Here is an 18,773-nt window from a genome sequence, read left to right on the forward strand (position 1 = left end):
CCGCTACCCGCACCGGACCCGCTGCCGGCTCCCGCGCCGCTACCCGACCCGCTGCCCGCGCCGCTGCCAGCACCACTGCCGGCGCCGCTGCCCGAACTGGCGGCCTCGGCGGTGGCTTGATAGGTGCTCATGGTGGTGGCCGCCTGCGTCCACATCCGTGCGTAGTCGGCCTCGTTGACCGCGATCGGAATCGTGTTGACGCCAAAGAAGTTGGTCGCCACCAACACCCCATGCACGACGTGGTTGGTGGCCAGCTCCGGCAGGGTCGGCATCGCTGCCAGCGCGGCGCTGTAGGCGCCGGCGGTGACCTCATGCTGGGTGGCCGTCTCGGCGCTGACCGCGCTGGCCAACCCCAACCACGCCAGGTACGGCATGTGCGCGGCCACGTACTGTTCGGCGGTCGGGCCCTCCCACAGCTGCTGCGCGCCGGCCAGCGCGGCCGTGAGTTCGGTTGCCGCCGCTTGATATTCGGTGCTCAACGAACTCCAGGTCCCGGCGGCGGCCAGCAGCGGCCCCGGACCCGGACCGCTGCTCAGCAGCGCCGAATGCACCTCCGGCGGAAACGCCATCCAGACCGGCGCGATCATGCTCAGGCGCCGGCACCCAGATAGGTCGAGGCCGCCGCCGCGTCGCCGGCCGCGTAACTGGCACCGGCCAGGCCCACCCCGACCCCGGCGCGGCCCAACACCTCAACGCCTTGGGCCGCCGCCGCCGAATGTTGACCGCCGCGGGCGCTGAACGCCGCCGCCGACTGCAGCGACCCCGGATCCGCCGCCGGCGGCACCACCACCGAGATCGCCGGGGCAGCGGCCGCATGGGCGGCGGCCAGTCGGGCGGTGATCGCCTCGACGGCCGCGCTCGCCGCGGCCAGACCCTCGGGAACCACTTGCAGCGTCATGATCGGTACTCCTTCTTCCTGATGCCACGCGCGGCAGGCGCGCATCCACGGACTTTACTCCGGCCGACCTGCAAATTAACCCGCAAGTGAGTGATTGCGGCCTGGATCCGGTCATGATTTGCCCAGGCAGGCTGGGGCGGGGCGCCGCGGCTGCGGTTTCGGGCCGGCCCGATGAGGCCGAGCCCGCGCGATCAGTGCTTTTTGACGACGGCCCGCGGCGCGGTGCGCCAGCTGCGCGAACCGTCGGACCGCTGCCGGGGCGGGTCCAACAACAGCACGCTGCGGCCGTCGAGCAGCACCGGGCGCACCCAGTCACCCAGCTCGATCGGCTCACCGGGCGCCGGTGCGCGATCCGCACCGTCGCGGGCCTCGTCAATCGGCACCAGCGCGCGCAGCTCGTCGACGGTGGCTTCGGCGGGCAGGTCTTCCAGGCCGGGCAGGGTGATGAACAGCCCGTCGTTGCCGGACAGGTGCAGGCCCACCCCGGCCAGCGCGCCCAGCACCCCGTCCTGGGTGCCGCCGTGCCCGGACAAATGCACCCCCACCCGGGCGGCGAGCGCCCGGGCGTCCGCGGTGTGTAGCACCTCCCGCTTGGCCCGCTGCCCGAACTGCGCCAGCAGCGCCGCCGCACCGTCACCGAGTTCGTCGGGCACGGCGACCACCAGACCGGGGTCGGCGTCCGGCGGGCAGACCCGCTCCAAAAACCGGCCGGCCAGGTCGATCACCGCGGCCCGCACCTCCTGCGGGTTGCCGGCGGGGCTGCGCCAGGCCAGGCAGGCGCTGGAGTTGTGCGAGGTGTAGGGGATGCGGTCGTCGACCAGCAGCTGATGCCGGGTGGCCCCGGCCGGTGACCCCAAACCTTCGGCCGCCAACTCGACCAGCAGCGCCCGGGCGCGGCGGCCGGTGCCGGGGCTCCACAGGTCGTCGGTGTCGTCGATGCCGATCAGCAGATCGACACCGGCCAACGCGGTCACGGGTTGACCACCAGGGCGGTGACGTCGCGGACCCACCGGCCGCGGTCCAGGTCGGCCCCGACCAGCTTGAGGGTGTGGCGTTTGGTTTCGCTCAAGATGACCCGCTCGGTCAGCTCGTCGGCGGTCAGTGTCTGCGCCGGGTCGCGGCCCTCCACCCGCACCCTGCCCACCCGGGTCGCGCCGGCGGCGTCGAGCACCGCGCGCACCGTGGGTCCGCGCTGGACCTGCGCACCGCGCGACTGCGGTGTCGCGATCTCGACCTGGCGCAGCTCCCGCAGCCGCGCCAGCGTGAAACCGGCCAGCGCCCGGCCGTTCTCGCTGACCGCAAGTTCCACACCCCGGTCCGCGCACCCAGCCAGCAGCAACACGGCCAGGATCAGCAGCCGTCCGGTGAACGCGCGCATCGATCGACCTTATGGGTCGGATCAGCGGAGCCTCAAGGCGGCGACGCTCCGCACTTGAGGTTGTGCGGGGTGCTCGGACCGGCCTACCGTGAGGCCGTGACCGTGCTGCAGTCGACGAACCCGGCGGTGACCCGCTGGGCGCGCGAGGTGGTGTTTCCGGTGCTCGCGGTCGCCGTCATCGTCGCCTACGCCGACCTGCGCATCCCGATGGGGCTGCCCGGGCACCGCGGTTTGATCTGGCTGACGCTGCTGGTGGCGGTCGCCCTGACCACGCGGCGACGGGAAACGGTGCTGGCGGTCGGCGCGGCTGCGACGGCGGCGACGCTGCTGCTGCAGCTGGCGCCCGGACCCGCCGACAGCGCCCGCTACCTGGGGGCGGCGCTGCTGCTGTACGCGGTGGCCGCTGCACCGGTGGTGCGTCGCCGCCGCTGGCTGCTGGCGCTCGCGGCCGCACCGATTCACCTGGTCGCCCTGGCCGGTTCGGTCGCGGCCCTGCTCGGCGGCGGGCAGCTGCTGGCGTTGGCCTCGGTCGGGATGACCGACCGGGTACTGTTCCATCTCGGGTTCGGGCTGGTGGCCGGGCTGCTCGGTTGGGCGATCGCGCTCCGCCTGCATCGACCCGTCCGCGGTTAAGCAGCGGACGAGTTAGGCGCAGCCCACCCATTCGTCGGTGCCGTCGGCGAAGAACTGATGCTTCCACACCGGCAGCCGCGCCTTGACGAGGTCGACCAGTTGCGCGCACGTCGCGAACGCCGCCTGCCGATGATCGGCGGCGACCGCCGCCACCAGCGCCGCCGCCCCGATGGGCAGCGGCCCCACCCGATGGCTGGCGGCGATCGCCCGCACCCCCACGCAGTCCTCGGCGAGTTCGGCCAACACCTCGGCCAGCACCCGCTGCGCCGACGGATGCGCGGAATATTCCAGCCGCAGCACCTGCCGGCCGCGGTCGTGGTCGCGGATCGTCCCGACGAAGCCCACGACGGCCCCGGCGCCCGGACCGCCGACCAGTTCCTCGTGTTCGGACAACAGGATTGGCTGCTCGGTGACCACCGCGCGCCGCACCAGCACCGACCGCACGCCGGGCGTGAGAGCGGTCACCGGTCACCCACCGATCGCACTCATCGGCCGCGACGGCTGCACGAAGCCCGGCTCGTTGATGCCGTGGCCGGCCGGCTTCGCCCACATCGCCGCCCGCCACGCGGCCTCGATCGCGTCGTCGTCGGCACCGCCGCGCAGCAGCCCCCGCAGATCGGTCTCCTCGGTGGCGAACAGGCAGCTGCGCAGCTGCCCGTCGGCGGTCAACCGGGTGCGGTCACAGGCCGCGCAGAAGTTGTGGGTCACCGACGCGATGATGCCGACGCGGCCGCGCGCACCGGTCGCGCGGTCGGTGACCTGCCACAGTTCCGCCGGCGCCGAGCCGCGCGGCGCGGGATCGGGGTGCAGCGTGAAATGGCGGCCCAACGTCTCCAGCACCTGGTCGGCGGTGACTTCGGCGTCGCGGCGCCACTGATGTCCGGCGTCCAGCGGCATCTGTTCGATGATCCGCAGTTGGTAGTCGGACGCCAGGCAGAACCGCACCAGCGGCACCGCGTCGTCGAGCCCGGTGGTGGGATCGAGCACCGCGTTGACCTTCACCGGCCGCAGCCCGGCGGCCTGCGCGGCGGCCAGGCCGGCCAACACCTCGGCCAGCCGGTCCCGTCGGGTGATCGCCGCGAAGTGGGCCGGGTCGATGCTGTCCAACGACACGTTGACCCGGTCCAGGCCGGCCCGCGCCAACGCCTGCGCCCGCGCCGCCAACCCCACCCCGTTGGTGGTCAGCGCCAGCTGCGGACGCGGGCGCAGCGCCGCCGCGGCGGCGACGATGTCCTCGAGATGCTTGGCCAGCAACGGTTCTCCCCCGGTGAACCGCACCCGGGTGACCCCCAGCCGCGTCACGCCGATGCGTACCAGCCGGGTGATCTCGTCGGGGCGCAGCAGTTGCCGGCCGGGCAGCCACGGCACGCCTTCGGCGGGCATGCAGTAGGTGCAGCGCAGGTTGCACCGATCGGTCAACGACACCCGCAGGTCGGTGGCCACCCGCCCGTAGCTGTCGATCAGCGGGCCCCGTGACGGGACCGCGGTGCTGCGCCGCTCGACCCGACGCAGCACCGCCGGAATACCCAGCGCCGTGACCGTCATGCCGGCGCGCTCACAGCGACGGGAACTGCACCGGGCATTCGATCTTGTTGCCCACCGTCAGCGTGCCCTTGGGGTACACGTTCACATCGACGTACTGCGACTTGGGGATGTCCATCGCGTAGTAGTCGTGCGCCGAATCGTCGTCCATCGACATGTTGCCCCGCTCGTCTTTGGCGCGACACCGCAGCGTGTACTCGCCGGGGGTGACGTTCTGCCAGGTGAACGACCAGCCGACCCAGGCCCACTTGCCGAACGGTTTGTCGAGTTTCGCGAACGACCAGGTGTCCCCGCCGTCGAGGCTGACCTCCACGCTCTGGATGCCGAGCCCACCGGCCCAGGCCCGGCCCCGCAGCTCGACGGCGTCCGTCTCCTCCAGGTGCCGGATCCGGCACAAGAAGTCGGGGATGCCGGGCGGGATCATCATCGCCCGCACCTTCTCGAAGGTGCACGGGATGCGGTTGGGGTCCTCGTCGTTTTCGGCGTAGCTGTACCACTTCATCTGGTTCTTGGTGAGCCGCCAGTCGATCGCCTCGATCGAGTCGATCCATTTGACGTTGGTGGCCCCCAACCAGCCGGGGACCAGCAGCCGCAGCGGGAAGCCGTGCTGCGGCGGCAGCGGCTGACCGTTGATCTCGTAGCACAGCAGGACATCGTTGTCCGGGTTCATCACGTAGTCGACGGTCAGGCTGCGCTGGAAGTACTGCACCTCGGCGCCGTCCGGCGGGCCCTGGATGCCCTTGTCGCGCCCGGTGAACAGGATCTCCACCGCGCTGTCTTGCAGGCCGGCTTCCTCGAGCACCCCGCGCAGCGGCGTGCCGGTCCACTCGGCGGTCCCGATCGCGTCGTGGTTCCACGGCACGTGCGCCCACAGCCGCCATTTCTGGCTGGCCCGGCCGTTGCCGCAGCATTCCATCGTGGCCGGGATGGTGACCTTCGGCATGCTGCGCAGCTTGTCCATGTCCAGGGTCAGCTTCTTTTTCACCAGGCCGTCGACCTTGACCTGGTAGCTCTTCTCGTCGATGTAGGGGATGTCGTAGTGGATGAGCAGGTAATGCATTCCGATCGGGGTGATCGGGTAGGCCAGGCCCTCCAGGTGCATGCCGTGGCAGCGGCTCTTGCCGGCGACCTCCATCACGGTGAAGTTGTCCAGCCGGTCGGTGTGCTGATAGTCCATGTAGGGCGGGATGTCGTTGTCTCCGTGGGGATCCGCCCGCGACGCCGCCAGCGCGGCGGGCGGCACATCCAGGGTGAAGCGTCTGCCGTTCGCGGTCGGATAGGCCTGCGTCTTGGTGCTCATCGTGCCTCCTCGTGCGGGTTCGGGATCGCTGTCGCCCTCCCTGGTGGCGGGTAATCGACGCGCGCCAGCTGTCGTCGACGAGTCAGCGGGAACCGGGCTAGGGGTCATTATTCGCCCGATAAACGGCGGACGAAACCGCATTGGTCAATGTTGTGAGAATTGCTCAGATTGGCGGCGATATGCTGTGACACCGACCAAATTCCGCAGTTATTGGACAAAGACCGATAATCTCACGCAGTTGCGGATCGTGGTCGTGCTGTCTCCGCGCTGGCGGAACGCGCCGCGCGAAGTTGTTACGACAGCGAGCCTTTGGGGATCCGGGGTTCAGCCTGGGCACCCGCCCGTACGTGGGGGTGCGCGCTTATCCGCAATTAAGTATTAATTCCACGTTTCGACCATCGTTTGCGGAATATGCGGCGTGGGTGTCGCACACCGAAGTCATCACCAAGCCGCGAGATTGAAACCATGCAGCAAATGTGCGAGTGGACCCCTGCGTGGCTTCAATCTCGCGGGACCGGCGAGCTACCCGGCCCGGCCACCTGCTCGTGAGGCGCACAAGGGTGCGGCACTGCCCGCCGGTTTGGTCGTTACCACAGGGTTCGCGCGACGTTTTCGGCTGCCACCACAACATTCGTCAATGACGGCGCTCCCCGCCCCGCCCCGGCGAATAATGGGTCACACCCCGGTCCGCTGGCTAGGTCGGTGGCATCCGCGACATCCACCGTCTGCCCGACGAAAGGGGACGCCTGCCCGACCAACCCTAGGAGCGGCACTGATGACGGATAACTACACGACGACGAATGCGGGTGCTCCGGCTCCCAGCGACGAGCACTCCTTATCGCTGGGCCCCGATGGGCCGCTCCTGTTGCAGGATTTCTACCTGATCGAGCAGTTGGCGGCGTTCAATCGGGAGCGGGTACCCGAGCGTCAGCCGCACGCCAAGGGGACCGGCGCCTTCGGCCGCTTCGAGGTCACCAATGACCTGAGCGCCTACACGAAGGCGGCGGTGTTCCAGCCGGGCGCCAAGACCGAGGTGTTTGTACGGCTGTCGGGGAACGCCGGTGAGCGCGGCAGCGCCGACACCGTGCGGGACACCCGGGGATTCTCGGTGAAGTTCTACACCTCCGAGGGCAACCTGGACATCGTCGGCCTGGACTTTCCGGTCTTTGTCATCCGCGACCCGATCAAGTTTCCGCAGATGGTCCGCTCGGCCAAGACCCGGGCGAACAACGGTTGTCATGACCACAACATGCAGTGGGATTTTTGGACGCTCTCCCCCGAGTCGGCTCATCAGGTGACCATGATTATGAGCGATCGGGGTATCCCTAAGACGTTTCGGAACATGGATGGCTTTGGCCTGCACGCGTTCAGTTGGCTCAACGCCGCTGGGGAGATCTGTTGGGTGAAGTTTCACTTCAAGACCGATCAGGGCATCGAGTGGTTAACCCAAGAAGAAGGCGAGCAGTTGGCCGGTACGGACTCGGACTACGGGATGCGCGACCTGCATGACGCGATCGAGCGCGGGGAGTACCCGAGTTGGTCGGTGAAGGTGCAAATCATGCCGGTCGAGGAGGCCAAAAGCTACCGGCTCAACCCGTTCGACGTGACCAAGGTGTGGCCGCACGCCGACTACCCGCTCATCGACCTGGGCAAATTGACGCTCGACCGCAACTTCACCGACCACCACACCGAGGTCGAGCAGGCCACCTTCGCGCCGCACGCGCTGGTTCCGGGCATCGGACTGAGCCCGGACAAGCTGTTGCTCGGGCGCAGTTTCGCCTACGCCGACGCGCACCGCTACCGGGTCGGGGCCAACCACAACCAGCTCCCGGTCAACGCCCCGAAGTGCCCGGTGCACAGCTATTCCAAGGACGGGCAGATGCGCTTTGTCCCCTCCACCGACCCGGTGTATGCACCCAATTCCTACGGTGGGCCGAAAGCCGATCCCGATCGGGCGTCGGTGGTGCGTTGGGCCGCCGACGGAGGAATGATGGTGCGCGCTGCCTACACCCTGCGTCCCGACGACGACGACTGGGGTCAGGCCGGCGCCTTGGTCCGCGACGTGATGGACGACGCGGAACGCGAGCGCTTGGTGCACAACGTCGTGAGTCACGTCTCCGCCGGCGTCAAAGAGCCCGTGCTGTCGCGAGTATTCGAATACTGGCGCAATATCGATCCCGACATCGGCAAGAGAATCGAAGACGGTGTCCGCGCGAATCTGAAATAGCTTGCCTCCCGACCGAATCGCCGACATATGGGGCGCACGAACGCCCCACGCGTCCGGCACGGCGTGGCCGGTACGGGTCGATGAATACCTGGCCGACGGGGTCACCGCATCCGAGATCGAGCGCTGGGTGCGCGGTGCGTGCCTCCTGTGCTCCAACGGCTGCGGACTGGAGATCGCGGTCCGCGACGGTCGGATGGTCGGCGTCCGGGGACGCGCGGAGGACCGCGTCAACCACGGCCGGCTGGGCCCGAAGGGGTTGTACGGCTGGCAGGGCGAGCAACGCGACAGGCTCACGGTTCCGCTGATCCGCCAACGTGGCCGACTGGTCGAAACGGACTGGGACACCGCGATGACGCAGATCGTGGAGCGGTCCCGCACCCTGCTCGACGCGAAAGGCCCCCTCTCGCACGGCTTCTTCACCTCCGGCCAGCTGATGATCGAGGAGTACTACACGCTGGCGGTCATCGGGAAGGCGGGGTTGGGTACGCCGCACATGGACGGCAACACCCGGTGGTGCACGGCTACCGCATCGGCCGCGTTCCAGGAAAGCTTCGGCTGTGACGGGCAGCCTGGCTCCTACACCGACATCGACTCCTGCGACGCCGTGTTCTTGTTCGGGCACAACGTCGCCGAGACCCAAACCGTGCTGTGGGCCCGGATGCTCGACAGGTTGGACGGTCCGGACCCGCCGCAGCTGGTCTGCGTCGACCCGCGACGCACCAATGTGGCCGAACGGGCCACCGTCCATCTGCCGATCCGCAATGGCACCAACCTGGCGTTGATGAACGCCCTGGTGCGCGAGCAAATAACACGCGGATTTGTCGACGAGAGATATGTTGCCGCGCACACCATCGGTTTCGACGCGCTCGCCCGCATGACCCGGGACGCGACCCCGGAGTGGGCCGCCGATATCTGCGGTGTGCCGGCCGACGATATCCGTCGGGCCGCGGAGATCTTCGGCACCAGCCAACGGGTGGTGTCGACCTGCTCGATGGGTTTTTACCAGTCGCACCAGGCCACCGCCGCGTCCTGCCAAGTCAACAACCTGCACTTGCTGCGGGGCATGCTGGGCCGGCCCGGCGCGGGGATCCTGCAGATGAACGGTCAGCCCTCGGCGGAGAACAACCGGGAAGCCGGTTGCGGCCCGGCGCTGCCCGGCTTCCGCAACTGGGAAAACCCCGAACACGTGCGCGAACTCGCTGAACTGTGGAACGTCGATCCGATCGTGATCCCGCACTGGGCCCCGCCGACCGACGCGATGACGATGTTCCGCTACGCCGAGCAGGGCTCGATCGGGTTCCTGTGGATTGCCGGCACCAATCCCGCGGTGTCGATGCCCGACCTCGCCCGGGTTCGGCGGATTCTTTCCGGCGACCAGTGTTTCGTCGTGGTCTCCGACGGTTACCGCACCGAGACCACCGAGCTGGCCGACGTCGTCTTGCCGGCCGCGCTGTGGGGTGAGAAGACCGGCACCCACACCAACGTGGACCGCACCGTGCACCTGTCCGAACGGGCCGTCGACCCACCCGGGCAGGCTCGCGGCGATCTGGAGATCTGGATCGACTATGCCCGCCGGATGGCACTAGCCGACAAAGACGGGCGGCCCCTGCCCCCGTGGGAGGAGCCGGAGCAGGCCTTCGAGGCATGGAAACAATGCAGCGCCGGCCGGCCGGTGGACTACACCGGTTTGAGCTATGCCCTGCTGCACGAGCGTGGCGGCATCCAGTGGCCGTGCACCGCCGACACCCCGGCGGGCACCGAACGGCTTTACACCGACGGGAACTTCCCGACCGACCCGGATTCATGCGAGACGTATGGCCACGACCTGGCCACCGGAGCGGCGGTGAGCGAGACGGAATTTCGGGCTTGTCGGCCGGATGGGCGGGCGATCCTCAAGACCACACCATATGAGCCCGCCTTCGAGCAGCCCGACGAGCGGTACCCGCTGCGGCTGACCACCGGCCGCACCGTATACCACTGGCACACCCGCACCAAGACCGCCCGGTCACCGCAACTGCAGCGGGCCGCACCGGCGATGTGGCTGGAGGTGTCCCGACAGGACGCGCAGCGCTTGGGCATCGGGGAGGGCGACATCGTGCGCGTCACCTCGCGTCGCGGCAGCATCGAGGCACCCGCACGGGTCTCCCATGTGCGCGCCGGGATCGTCTTCGCGCCCTGGCATTACGGTGGCACCGCAGCCAACGAGCTCACCCTGTCCGCGTGGGACCCGATCTCCAAGCAGCCGGAGTTCAAGGTCGCTGCCGTTGACCTGGAGCGGGTACGTGACGGCGACGGCCCGGCACCCGCCCCCATCCACACCGCGTCGGCACCCGCCACCCTCGATCGGTGATGATCATGTACCTGACGACCTACCTGACCTTGCTACACGGCGCCGAGAACATGCTCGCCGAGTCCTACCGGCAGGTTGCCTCCGGCCACCAGCTCGATTTCGACGTGTATTACATGTGCCAGAGCTTCGCCCGGGAATGCGATGCACACGGCTCGGCGCTGGTAGCCAGCGTCGAGCGCTACGCGCACGTCGTCGAGCCCGAGCCCGAACGCCTTCACCCGAAAGGTCTGACCGCAACTCGAGGCGGCCCGGTCGGCCTGCTACGGGACCTGCAGGACCTCTACCAGCTGGCCAACCTGGTCGATATCACCTGGACGCTGGTCGGTCAGGCCGCCCACGGCGCCCGGGACCGAGACCTCATCGCCCAGGTGAACCACTGCGGTCGGCAGATCTCCGTCCAGGTGTCCTGGCTGCGGATGCGGATGAAAGCCGAAGCGCCGCAGGCACTGCTGGTCGGTTCCTCAGCGGATCGTCAAACGTCGAGGTCCCACGACACCGCGAAGACACCGTGACTATCGCGCACACTGACCGCGGTTGAGTTGTCGAATCCTTGCCGCCGATAGCGAACACCGTTCCGGCGCAACAGTAATGGCGTCGCCGTGTCTGCCACCCGCATCCCGAACGCGAGGTACGCGGGTAGCGAGACGACCCATCGGCGAGCCACGCGGTACGACCAGAACATGATTCGCTCACTTTCTGGGCATAACGGAATGTTCGAATTCGGCGCGCATTCCGGCGGTGCGGTGTGCATGAAGCTACTGAGCCCAGTCGTAGTGCGTCATGTTGTCAGCCGACCAAGTCTGGCTCCATCTTTGTCTCCGGACGACAACCGAGCGGGAGTTCGTCACGCTACGATGTGATTTTCAGGGTGCGAAATCCCGATGGGTACGGGTGCAATGAACGAGCTGATCACCGCGTCGTCGTTTATCGACTGGGAAGAGCTGACCGGCCAATCGCAGTTCATCGTCGACCTCGTCAGTATCCCGATCTTCAGCGCCATCGCCGGCCTGATCACGAACTGGACCGGGGTGCTGATGCTCTTCGCGCCGGTTCATTTCACCGGGTTTCACATGCGCGGACTCAAGACGATCTTTCCGCTGCTGCCCCGCAAGGTGCAGATCCTGCCGATCTTTGCGCCCAACGGCGTTTTGGGCTTCCAGGGCTTCATCCCCTGTCGGGCCGAGAAGATGGCCAGCTTGATCGTGGACAAGTCCATTTTCCGGATCGGCGGCATCGCGGATTTCTACCAGGAGCTCGAACCGGATGTCCTGGCGGAACAGCTCTCGAAAGCGGCGCGGCCGAATATTCGCCAGCTCGCCACCGATGTGCTGGAGAAGGAACATTCGCTGCTGTGGCAGGTGCTGCCGCAACCGGCCCGCGACGCGGTGCTCGCCACGATCGATGAGCGGCTGCCGGCGATATCCCGGAAGGCGTTTGCCAAGATCGGCGAGCACATCGACGACCTGCTCAACGTCAAGCTGATGACGGTCAATTACCTGCGCAGCAATCCCGGGATCTTGTGCGATATTTTCCAGGGATTTGGCGGCCCGGAACTGCGGTTCATGGTGCGCATCGGCGCGCTGGGTTTTGTGTTCGGTTTCCCGCTGGCGCTGTATCTGACGTTCGTGCGCGAGTATCACCCACCGGTGCTGAGCGCGATCCCGGCGTGGTGCATGGTCCTCGGCGGCGCCGCCCTCATCGGGGTGATTGTCAACATCTTGGCGATCAAGGTCGTGTTCGAGCCCGGTGAACCGCAGCCGCGGTACAGGTACCTGTGGAAGCAAGGTCTATTGCCCAAACGCCAGCACGAAGCGGCGGCCCAGTTTGCGCACATGCTGTCGACCGAAGTGCTCACCGTGACCAACTTCTCGCGGGAGCTGCTTTTCGGTGCCAGCGGCGACAAAACCGCGGCTTTTATCGGGGAGGTGGTTTCCGAGGAGGTCACCGGGATTCTGACTCCGGTGGTGTCCAGCGTGGCCCACACGCTGGGTCTGGTGAATCTCGATTCACTGCAGCAGCGGGCCAGTGCGGAGTTCGTCAATTTCGCGCCGGAAGTGTTCTACTCGAAAGAGTTCAACGAGGAGAAGGCCAAAAAGATCGAGGCCTTCGCGACCGAGCGGTTCCGTGCCCTGCCTCCGGCCGAGTTCGGTGAAATGCTCTACACGGCGATCGAGCAGGATGCCTGGCTGCTCTACGTCCACGGCGGGCTGCTGGGCATCGTGGTCGGCGCCGTCCATCTGCTGCTGTTCGGCTGGTGAAATCAGGACGCGCCGCGGATTCTGTCTTGCCGGCCGTCGCTGTCCCAGCCGCCCGCGTTATAGCCTTCGGTATCGATACACACGTCGATGAATTGTCGACCGAACGCGGTCAGCCCGATACTCCGGTAAATCGTGATCGTCCGCTCCCCGCTTTCGATCGCATGCAACGCCGCCGGTTGCACCTCTAACAATGCGTACCGGCGATAGTCGTCCACCGGTTCGCGCGACAGGTCGACCAATCCCAGCCGGTTGAGATTGGCGAAGTAATGGTGATCCCGGTCGGGCCAATGGCATCCCGCCATCGATGCGACCATGCTGACGTCCCCGGCTAACAGCACCGAACCCACTTGAAACAGCGTCTTGGTTCGAACGTCGAGCAACGGTTGGGGGCCGGCCACGCCCAGGAAGCGCAGGATCCGCGCCTCGTCGGGAAGCAGCTCGTCGAGGATGCGGGCGAACGACGGGTGCACGTCGCGCCGCTGCAGCTCCGGTCTGTAGGAGATCCCGATCAATGCGTTACCGCGCTTCCGCAACGCGTCCGTCTCGTAGCGTGCCCCCGTTCCGACAACCCTGTCGAGGACGTCCTTCACACCGGTCAACGGACCCGTGGCGACCTGCCGCAGTCCTTCGCCGACTTGCTCGATGACCGGTTGGACCGGCTGGGTGACCGTATCGATAGCCCTGCCCAACACCTCGGTGGCCGGATTGGCGCCCAGCAGCGCGGTGACGAGGTTATCCGGTGGTCGCACGGGCGGTGCCGGCCCGTTCGCGGCGGGGGCATCGGTGGCCGAACCATTGGCGCCGGGCGGCGGTGCGGTACTGGATTTCGACGTGCCCGGCGACTTCTCCGGCTCCGGCCGTTGCTTTTCCCGACCCCCGGTCCCCCCTAACACGTCGTTCACCGCGTCGGTCAGTACGCCCACCGGGTTCTGCGGACCGCGGTCGCCCGCCGATTCGGGCTCCGAGCCGCTCGTTCCGGCTGGAAAGTTCAGTAACCTGCGGATGTCCGCCGCGCTGCCGGACCGGCCGACCACACCCAGAGGATTCAACAAGTCACCCACCGGGCCCTGCCCCACGTGGCCGCCCAGCAGTCCGGCGACATTGCCCAGCGGGTTCCCCGATCCGCCGGGCCTATCACCCGCGTTGTCTGGATAACGCAACAAGGTCAGTGCATTCCACACGCTTGTCGTCGCGCCGCGCACGTGCTCGACCGCGTTGACTATCTCTGTCGCGAGGTTCCGGATCAGAATCACCGACGTGCCCAATTCGCCGAGCGATTCCAGGTTCAGGTCGCCCAGAAGCGATGCCGCTTCCGGCGTTTTGCGTTCTTCCGAGCCTGGACTACTCATCTCGTTCCCCGCTATCGGGTGTGCGCCACATCACAGTCTACGGCACTGCGACCGATAGCCGCATGTGCCAACCCAACCCCTGATCCCCACCCTGGCACGCTGGAGTAGGGATCAGGGATGGAGCTGCTACTTCTTGGCCGTTGCCTTTTTGGCCTTGCTCTCCTCGACCTTGGCCAGCTTCTCGATCTGCTCGTTCAAGCTCTTCGAACGTGCGCGCAGCGCTTCGATGCTCGAATCCTTTGTATCTCCGGCCATGTCGGTGACATCCGTCTCGATTTCCTCGGCCTTTTCGAGCAAATCGTCGACGAACTCTTTGGTGTTGTCGAGTAGCTTCGACACGAGATTGAAGACGCTTGGATTTGCCATTGTGGACTTTCCTTTCGTTGCGCCGGGCCCCTCCCGGCAGGTCTAGCTGTATGCACGATGTCGGTGGATGTTCGGTGTTCGGTGGAACTTTGGCGGCGTCAGGGCGGGCCGCGCATCCGCTCCGGCAGGCGGTGTGTTCTTCTCATGCCACACCGGCGCCCGGTGTTCGTGGCGAATCGGTGCCCCGCGAGCGGATTTCGACGATGGGGAGCCGCAACGCACCGGGGGCGCCCTCGGGCACCACCGGGTTGTTCGGGGCGATCGGCGGCACCCGGCGGTAACCCTGGCCCTGTTCGGGTCGTGGGTCGGCTTCCCCGTAGTTCGGCCACATCGCGGCAGCGCGCTCGGCTTGCGCGGAGATCGTCAACGCGGGATTCACCCCCAGGTTGGCCGACACCGCCGAGCCGTCGACGACGCTGAGGGTGGGATAGCCGTACACCCGGTGGTAGGGGTCGATGACACCGTGTTCGCGATCGGCGCCGATGGCGCAGCCGCCGAGGAAGTGCGCGGTGAGCGGAATGTTGAACAGCTCGCCCCAGGTGCCGGCGGTGACGCCGCCGATCTTGTCCGCGATCCGGCGGGTCGCCTCGTTGCCTTCCGGGATCCACGTCGGGTTGGGTTGGCCGTGGCCTTGCTTGCTGGACAGGTGACGCCCGCGCAGGCCACGCTTGGTGAAGGTGGTGATCGAGTTGTCCAGGTGCTGCATCACCAGGGCGATGACGGTGCGTTCGCTCCAATTCCTGACGGCCAGCACGCGCAGCAGCGCGACCGGGTTTTTCGCCGCCACACCGAGGAACTTCAGCCAGCGCGGCCAGCGTCCACCGCCGTCGGTCATCAGGGTTTGCAGCAGCCCCATCGCATTAGAGCCCTTGCCGTAGCGCACCGGTTCGATGTGGGTGTCGCCCGACGGGTGGAACGAAGAGGTGATCGCCACCCCCTTGGTGAGGTCCAGGGCGGGGTCGACCTTGTACTTCATCGCGCCGAGGATCGACTCGGAGTTGGTCCGGGTGAGCATGCCGAGCCGGTCGGACAACCGGGGCAGGGTGCCGGTGTCCTTCATCTTGTGCAGCAGGTTCTGGGTGCCCCAGGTGCCGGCGGCCAGCACCACAAACCGCGCGGTGTAGGTTCGGCGGTTCTTGCGCAGCAGCGCGCCGGTCCGCACCGTGTCGACGCGCCATCCCGCGTCGGCGCCGGGCTGCAGTGCGGTGACGGTGGTCAGCGGATGCACTGTGGCGCCGGCTCGTTCGGCGAGGCCGAGATAATTCTTCACCAACGTGTTCTTGGCGCCGTACCGACACCCGACCATGCATTCGCCGCATTCCACGCAGCCGGTCCGCTCGGGCCCGGCGCCGCCGAAGAACGGGTCGGCGACGGTTTTACCGGGTTCGCCGAAGAACACGCCGACCGGTGTCTGGATGAAGGTGTCACCCACCCCCATGTCGTCGGCGACCGCTTTGACGATCTCGTCGGCCGGGGTCATATGCGGGTTGCGCACCACGCCGAGCATGCGCTGGCCCTGCTCGTAGTAGGGCGTCAGTTCGTCTTCCCAGTCGGTGATGTGCCGCCACTGCGGATCGTTGAAGAACGGGGCGGGCGGCTTGTACAGGGTGTTGGCGTAGTTCAGCGACCCGCCGCCGACGCCCGCGCCGGCCAGGATCACGCAATCCCGCAGCAGATGGATGCGCTGGATGCCGAAACAGCCCAGTTTCGGTGCCCACACGAAGTTGCGCAGATCCCAGCTGGTTTTCGCGAACTGATCGTCGGTGAAACGCCGACCCGCCTCCAGCACGCCGACCCGGTAGCCCTTCTCCGTCAGCCGCAGCGCGGTGACGCTGCCGCCGAAACCGGATCCGATCACCAGAACGTCGTAGTCGAATTGGTTGGACATGTGTGCTCTCCTATTTGACGCCGGGCAGTCGCTTCAGCGCCCGCAGTCCGGTGGTCATGACCCGCGCGTAGCGGCCCGGCTCCAGCCAGGTCGGCGCACCGACCGGCAGCAGCCGCTCGGTGGCAATCGTTTGCGGTTCGGTGTATTTGAGGATGCCGTGTTCGCCGTGCCGACGCCCCAGGCCGGAGGCCTTCATGCCGCCCATCGGCGCGTCGACCGACGCCCACGCGGCGGCGTAGGCCTCGTTGACGTTGACGGTGCCCGCCTGCAGCCGCGCCGCGACGCGGCGGCCGCGCTTCGGGTCGGCGGTCCAGACGCTGAAGTTGAGGCCGTAGGCGCTGTCGTTGGCGCGCTCGATCGCCTCCTCTTCGCTGTCGACGCGGTACAGCGAGACGACGGGGCCGAACGTCTCCTCGGCGAACGCGGTCATGTCGTCGCTGACCCCGGACAGGATGGTGGGTTCGTAGAAGTACGGGCCGAGGTCTGGGCGGGCCCGACCGCCAGCCAGCACGGTGGCGCCCTTGGCCACCGCGTCCTCGACGTGACCGGTGACCGTCTTGAGCTGCTTCTCCGAGATCAGCGAGCCCATATCCGCCGAGTAGTCCAGGGCCGCCGAGAGTTTCATCGCCTTGGCGGCGGCGGCGAACCGGGTCGTGAAGTCATCCCACAGCGTCACCGGAACATAGATGCGTTCCACCGAAATGCACAGCTGCCCGGTGTTGGAGAACGCCGCGCGGATGGCGCCGGTCACCGCCTTGGTGACGTTGGCGTCGTCGAGGACCAGCAGGGCGTTTTTCCCACCCAGTTCCATCGAGCAGTCGATCAGCCGCTCCCCGGCCTGGCCGGCGACGATGCGCCCCACCGCCGTGGACCCGGTGAACATCAAATAATCGGAGTGGTCGATGATCGGGGTGCCCAGCTCGGAGCCGGATCCGGTGACCACCTGCACCAATCCCGGCGGCATCCCGGCCGCCTCCAGCAGCGTCACCGCCCACAACGCCGAAAACGGGGTCTGCTGATCGGGTTTGGCCAACACGGCGTTGCCGGCGACGAGGGCGGGCAGCGCATCGCTGATGCCCAGGGTCAGCGGGTAGTTCCACGGCGAGATGATGCCCACCAGGCCCTTGGGGTGGTGCAGTTCGGTCACCTTGGTGAGCGCCAGCTGCACGCCCTGCCGGCGTTTGGGGCCCAGGTAGCCGGCGGCGGTGTTCGCGTAGTAGCGGGCGGTCAGGCAGACGTCGAGGATTTCTTCAAACGCGTGCCGGCGGGCCTTGCCGTTCTCCAGCTGAATCAGGTCCAGGACTTCGTCCTGGCGTTTGAGCACCAGATCGTGGAAGCGCCGCAACACGTTTGCCCGGTCGCGGATCGGGCGGGCGGCCCACGCCGCCTGCACCGCGCGGGCCCGCTGGGCCGCCGTGGCGACATCGGCGGCGGTGCACCGCGGGACGGTGCCCAGCGGCCGGCCGGTCATCGCGTTGGTGACCTCCATGCGGGCATGCGGGTCGGCGGCCTCCACTCGGGCCGCGAGCGCGTCGAGCTGGGTCATGGTCGCGGTCATGGCGTCCAACTCAGCACGAAGCGACCGGATTCCTCGTCGACCATCTCCATGGCGATGCGGCGCGCCCGCACCGCGGCCCGGTCGGCTTTCACGTTGATGTCGCGGCGCGGCTCGCCGCGCTGGCTGAGCCGGTCCTGAATGGTTTCCAGCACCACGGAGTCCCGCATCGCCCACTCGTGGAACATGGTGCGCAGGAATTCCGCGACCCGCTCATCATCGGTCGCGAAATTGCGGGCCATCTGCAGAAAGACGTGGGTCGCCTCGGGGGATTCGGGAGTGAAGCCCTGAATCCGCAGCAGCTCATGGGTTTTCCCGGCGTCGGGATCGATGACGTAATGCTGCACATGTAGTCCGGGTGAGACGAACGTTCCTTCCTCGCGTCGGGTGCCGGTGGTGTCGACGGGCAGGCCGGTGATCTCGGCCTCCCAGGCGGCCAGCCGGCTGGGCGGGGTCGTCCGGGTGTAGGACACCGAGCGTTCGGAGACCTCGACCTCATCGAGTTGGGGCAGCACCTCGATGTCGGGTGGCACCACCTCCGGGTGCATCACGAACACGTCGGTCAGGTCGAGGTAGTGCTCGTGCAGCAACAGGTAGTTCGCGTCGATGCGCAACGCCTCGGTGGTGCCGGCCCAGCCGGAACCGTCGGCGTACCACGGCACCCGGGGCGGCGGCCGCAGCGCCGCGGCACCCGGGTCACCGAGCCAGATCCACACGAACGGCGCCTGCTCGTGCACCGGGTAGCTGCGCACCCGAGCGCCGGGCGGCACGTTCTCCTGCGAGGGGACGTCGACCAGGCAGCCGTCGGGGTCATAGCCGAAGCCGTGGTAACCGCAGATCACCCGGTCGCCGTCGCGGCGGCCGGCCGACAGCGGGTAGGCCCGGTGAATGCAGCGGTCCTCCATGGCGACCACCGCCCCGGAGCCGCGCCGATACAGCAGCACCGGGATGTCCAGCAGCCGGCGCGCCAGCAAGCCCTGCCCGACCTCGTCACTGACAGCGGCCACATACCAACAGTTGTAGGGATAG

At 67.5% G+C, this 18,773-nt stretch carries 17 protein-coding genes; 5 read left to right on the forward strand and 12 right to left on the reverse strand.

Annotated elements, in window-relative coordinates:
• From BKN37_RS01590 to BKN37_RS01605, 4 genes are all read right to left on the reverse strand, one after another.
• Positions 1–587 (reverse strand): PPE family protein (locus BKN37_RS01590; RefSeq protein WP_131823507.1); only part of this gene is annotated, 587 nt, incomplete at its 3' end.
• A 2-nt stretch (positions 588–589) separates the two neighbouring features.
• Entirely contained in the window at positions 590–898 is a 309-nt protein-coding gene (locus tag BKN37_RS01595) for a PE family protein (RefSeq protein ID WP_071020266.1), read from the reverse strand.
• A gap of 191 nt (positions 899–1,089) precedes the next feature.
• Complete coding sequence (locus tag BKN37_RS01600; RefSeq protein ID WP_071020269.1) at positions 1,090–1,872, reverse strand: hypothetical protein; 783 nt, start codon at positions 1,870–1,872, stop codon at positions 1,090–1,092.
• Positions 1,869–2,276 (reverse strand): hypothetical protein, encoded by a 408-nt coding sequence (locus BKN37_RS01605; protein WP_071020273.1) that lies wholly within the window; start codon positions 2,274–2,276, stop codon positions 1,869–1,871. Before BKN37_RS01605 ends, BKN37_RS01600 begins: the two co-directional genes overlap by 4 nt.
• A gap of 96 nt (positions 2,277–2,372) precedes the next feature.
• Here BKN37_RS01605 and BKN37_RS01610 point away from each other — a divergent pair, with 96 nt between their 5' ends.
• A complete protein-coding gene (locus BKN37_RS01610; RefSeq protein ID WP_071020497.1) occupies positions 2,373–2,909 on the forward strand; it encodes a hypothetical protein in 537 nt (178 codons plus the stop codon).
• Positions 2,910–2,921: 12 nt separating this feature from the next.
• On the opposite strand, the gene BKN37_RS01615 is transcribed toward BKN37_RS01610, so the two are convergent.
• From BKN37_RS01615 to BKN37_RS01625, 3 genes are read right to left on the reverse strand one after another with little or no spacing between them, the layout of a single operon-like run.
• Positions 2,922–3,344, reverse strand: a complete 423-nt coding sequence (locus BKN37_RS01615; RefSeq protein WP_095406971.1) for a molybdenum cofactor biosynthesis protein MoaE — start codon at positions 3,342–3,344, stop codon at positions 2,922–2,924.
• A gap of 33 nt (positions 3,345–3,377) precedes the next feature.
• Positions 3,378–4,454 carry a GTP 3',8-cyclase MoaA gene (gene moaA, locus BKN37_RS01620; RefSeq protein ID WP_071020275.1) on the reverse strand — a complete coding sequence of 359 codons (1,077 nt, stop codon included), beginning with the start codon at positions 4,452–4,454 and terminating at the stop codon, positions 3,378–3,380.
• A 10-nt stretch (positions 4,455–4,464) separates the two neighbouring features.
• The gene (locus BKN37_RS01625) at positions 4,465–5,751 is read right to left on the reverse strand and encodes a sulfite oxidase (protein ID WP_071020279.1); all 1,287 of its coding nucleotides are present in this window, start codon (positions 5,749–5,751) and stop codon (positions 4,465–4,467) included.
• A 775-nt stretch (positions 5,752–6,526) separates the two neighbouring features.
• Between BKN37_RS01625 and BKN37_RS01630 the strand changes: the two genes are divergently transcribed.
• From BKN37_RS01630 to BKN37_RS01645, 4 genes are all read left to right on the forward strand, one after another.
• Entirely contained in the window at positions 6,527–7,978 is a 1,452-nt protein-coding gene (locus tag BKN37_RS01630) for a catalase (RefSeq protein ID WP_071020283.1), read from the forward strand.
• 1 nt (position 7,979) lies between these two features.
• Entirely contained in the window at positions 7,980–10,328 is a 2,349-nt protein-coding gene (locus BKN37_RS01635; RefSeq protein ID WP_071020286.1) for a molybdopterin oxidoreductase family protein, read from the forward strand.
• Positions 10,325–10,840, forward strand: coding sequence for a hypothetical protein (locus BKN37_RS01640; RefSeq protein WP_207547198.1), 516 nt, complete (start codon positions 10,325–10,327; stop codon positions 10,838–10,840). Before BKN37_RS01635 ends, BKN37_RS01640 begins: the two co-directional genes overlap by 4 nt.
• Before the next feature lie 522 nt (positions 10,841–11,362).
• Entirely contained in the window at positions 11,363–12,586 is a 1,224-nt protein-coding gene (locus BKN37_RS01645) for a DUF445 domain-containing protein (protein ID WP_242657043.1), read from the forward strand.
• A gap of 2 nt (positions 12,587–12,588) precedes the next feature.
• On the opposite strand, the gene BKN37_RS01650 is transcribed toward BKN37_RS01645, so the two are convergent.
• From BKN37_RS01650 to BKN37_RS01670, 5 genes are all read right to left on the reverse strand, one after another.
• Entirely contained in the window at positions 12,589–13,935 is a 1,347-nt protein-coding gene (locus BKN37_RS01650; protein ID WP_071020298.1) for an Abi-alpha family protein, read from the reverse strand.
• A 126-nt stretch (positions 13,936–14,061) separates the two neighbouring features.
• Positions 14,062–14,301 (reverse strand): hypothetical protein, encoded by a 240-nt coding sequence (locus BKN37_RS01655; RefSeq protein WP_105369383.1) that lies wholly within the window; start codon positions 14,299–14,301, stop codon positions 14,062–14,064.
• 142 nt (positions 14,302–14,443) lie between these two features.
• On the reverse strand, positions 14,444–16,189 hold the full coding sequence (locus BKN37_RS01660; RefSeq protein WP_071020305.1) for a GMC oxidoreductase: 1,746 nt from the start codon (positions 16,187–16,189) through the stop codon (positions 14,444–14,446).
• A gap of 10 nt (positions 16,190–16,199) precedes the next feature.
• On the reverse strand, positions 16,200–17,747 hold the full coding sequence (locus tag BKN37_RS01665; RefSeq protein ID WP_071020510.1) for a succinic semialdehyde dehydrogenase: 1,548 nt from the start codon (positions 17,745–17,747) through the stop codon (positions 16,200–16,202).
• On the reverse strand, positions 17,744–18,751 hold the full coding sequence (locus BKN37_RS01670; protein ID WP_318276378.1) for a Rieske 2Fe-2S domain-containing protein: 1,008 nt from the start codon (positions 18,749–18,751) through the stop codon (positions 17,744–17,746). Before BKN37_RS01670 ends, BKN37_RS01665 begins: the two co-directional genes overlap by 4 nt.
• Positions 18,752–18,773 lie beyond the last annotated feature (22 nt).

Source organism: Mycobacterium talmoniae (assembly GCF_001854525.1).
In the GTDB taxonomy this organism is placed as follows: Bacteria; Actinomycetota; Actinomycetes; order Mycobacteriales; family Mycobacteriaceae; genus Mycobacterium; species Mycobacterium talmoniae.

Coding starts and splice junctions, on each gene's coding strand:
- BKN37_RS01645 (WP_242657043.1), top strand. CDS start 11,363: ATGCTCTTCGCGCCGGTTCATTTCACCGGGTTTCACATGCGCGGACTC.
- BKN37_RS01660 (WP_071020305.1), bottom strand. CDS start 16,189: ATGTCCAACCAATTCGACTACGACGTTCTGGTGATCGGATCCGGTTTC.
- BKN37_RS01595 (WP_071020266.1), bottom strand. CDS start 898: ATGACGCTGCAAGTGGTTCCCGAGGGTCTGGCCGCGGCGAGCGCGGCC.
- BKN37_RS01650 (WP_071020298.1), bottom strand. CDS start 13,935: ATGAGTAGTCCAGGCTCGGAAGAACGCAAAACGCCGGAAGCGGCATCG.
- BKN37_RS01655 (WP_105369383.1), bottom strand. CDS start 14,301: ATGGCAAATCCAAGCGTCTTCAATCTCGTGTCGAAGCTACTCGACAAC.
- BKN37_RS01625 (WP_071020279.1), bottom strand. CDS start 5,751: ATGAGCACCAAGACGCAGGCCTATCCGACCGCGAACGGCAGACGCTTC.
- BKN37_RS01665 (WP_071020510.1), bottom strand. CDS start 17,747: ATGACCGCGACCATGACCCAGCTCGACGCGCTCGCGGCCCGAGTGGAG.
- BKN37_RS01630 (WP_071020283.1), top strand. CDS start 6,527: ATGACGGATAACTACACGACGACGAATGCGGGTGCTCCGGCTCCCAGC.
- BKN37_RS01605 (WP_071020273.1), bottom strand. CDS start 2,276: ATGCGCGCGTTCACCGGACGGCTGCTGATCCTGGCCGTGTTGCTGCTG.
- moaA (WP_071020275.1), bottom strand. CDS start 4,454: ATGACGGTCACGGCGCTGGGTATTCCGGCGGTGCTGCGTCGGGTCGAG.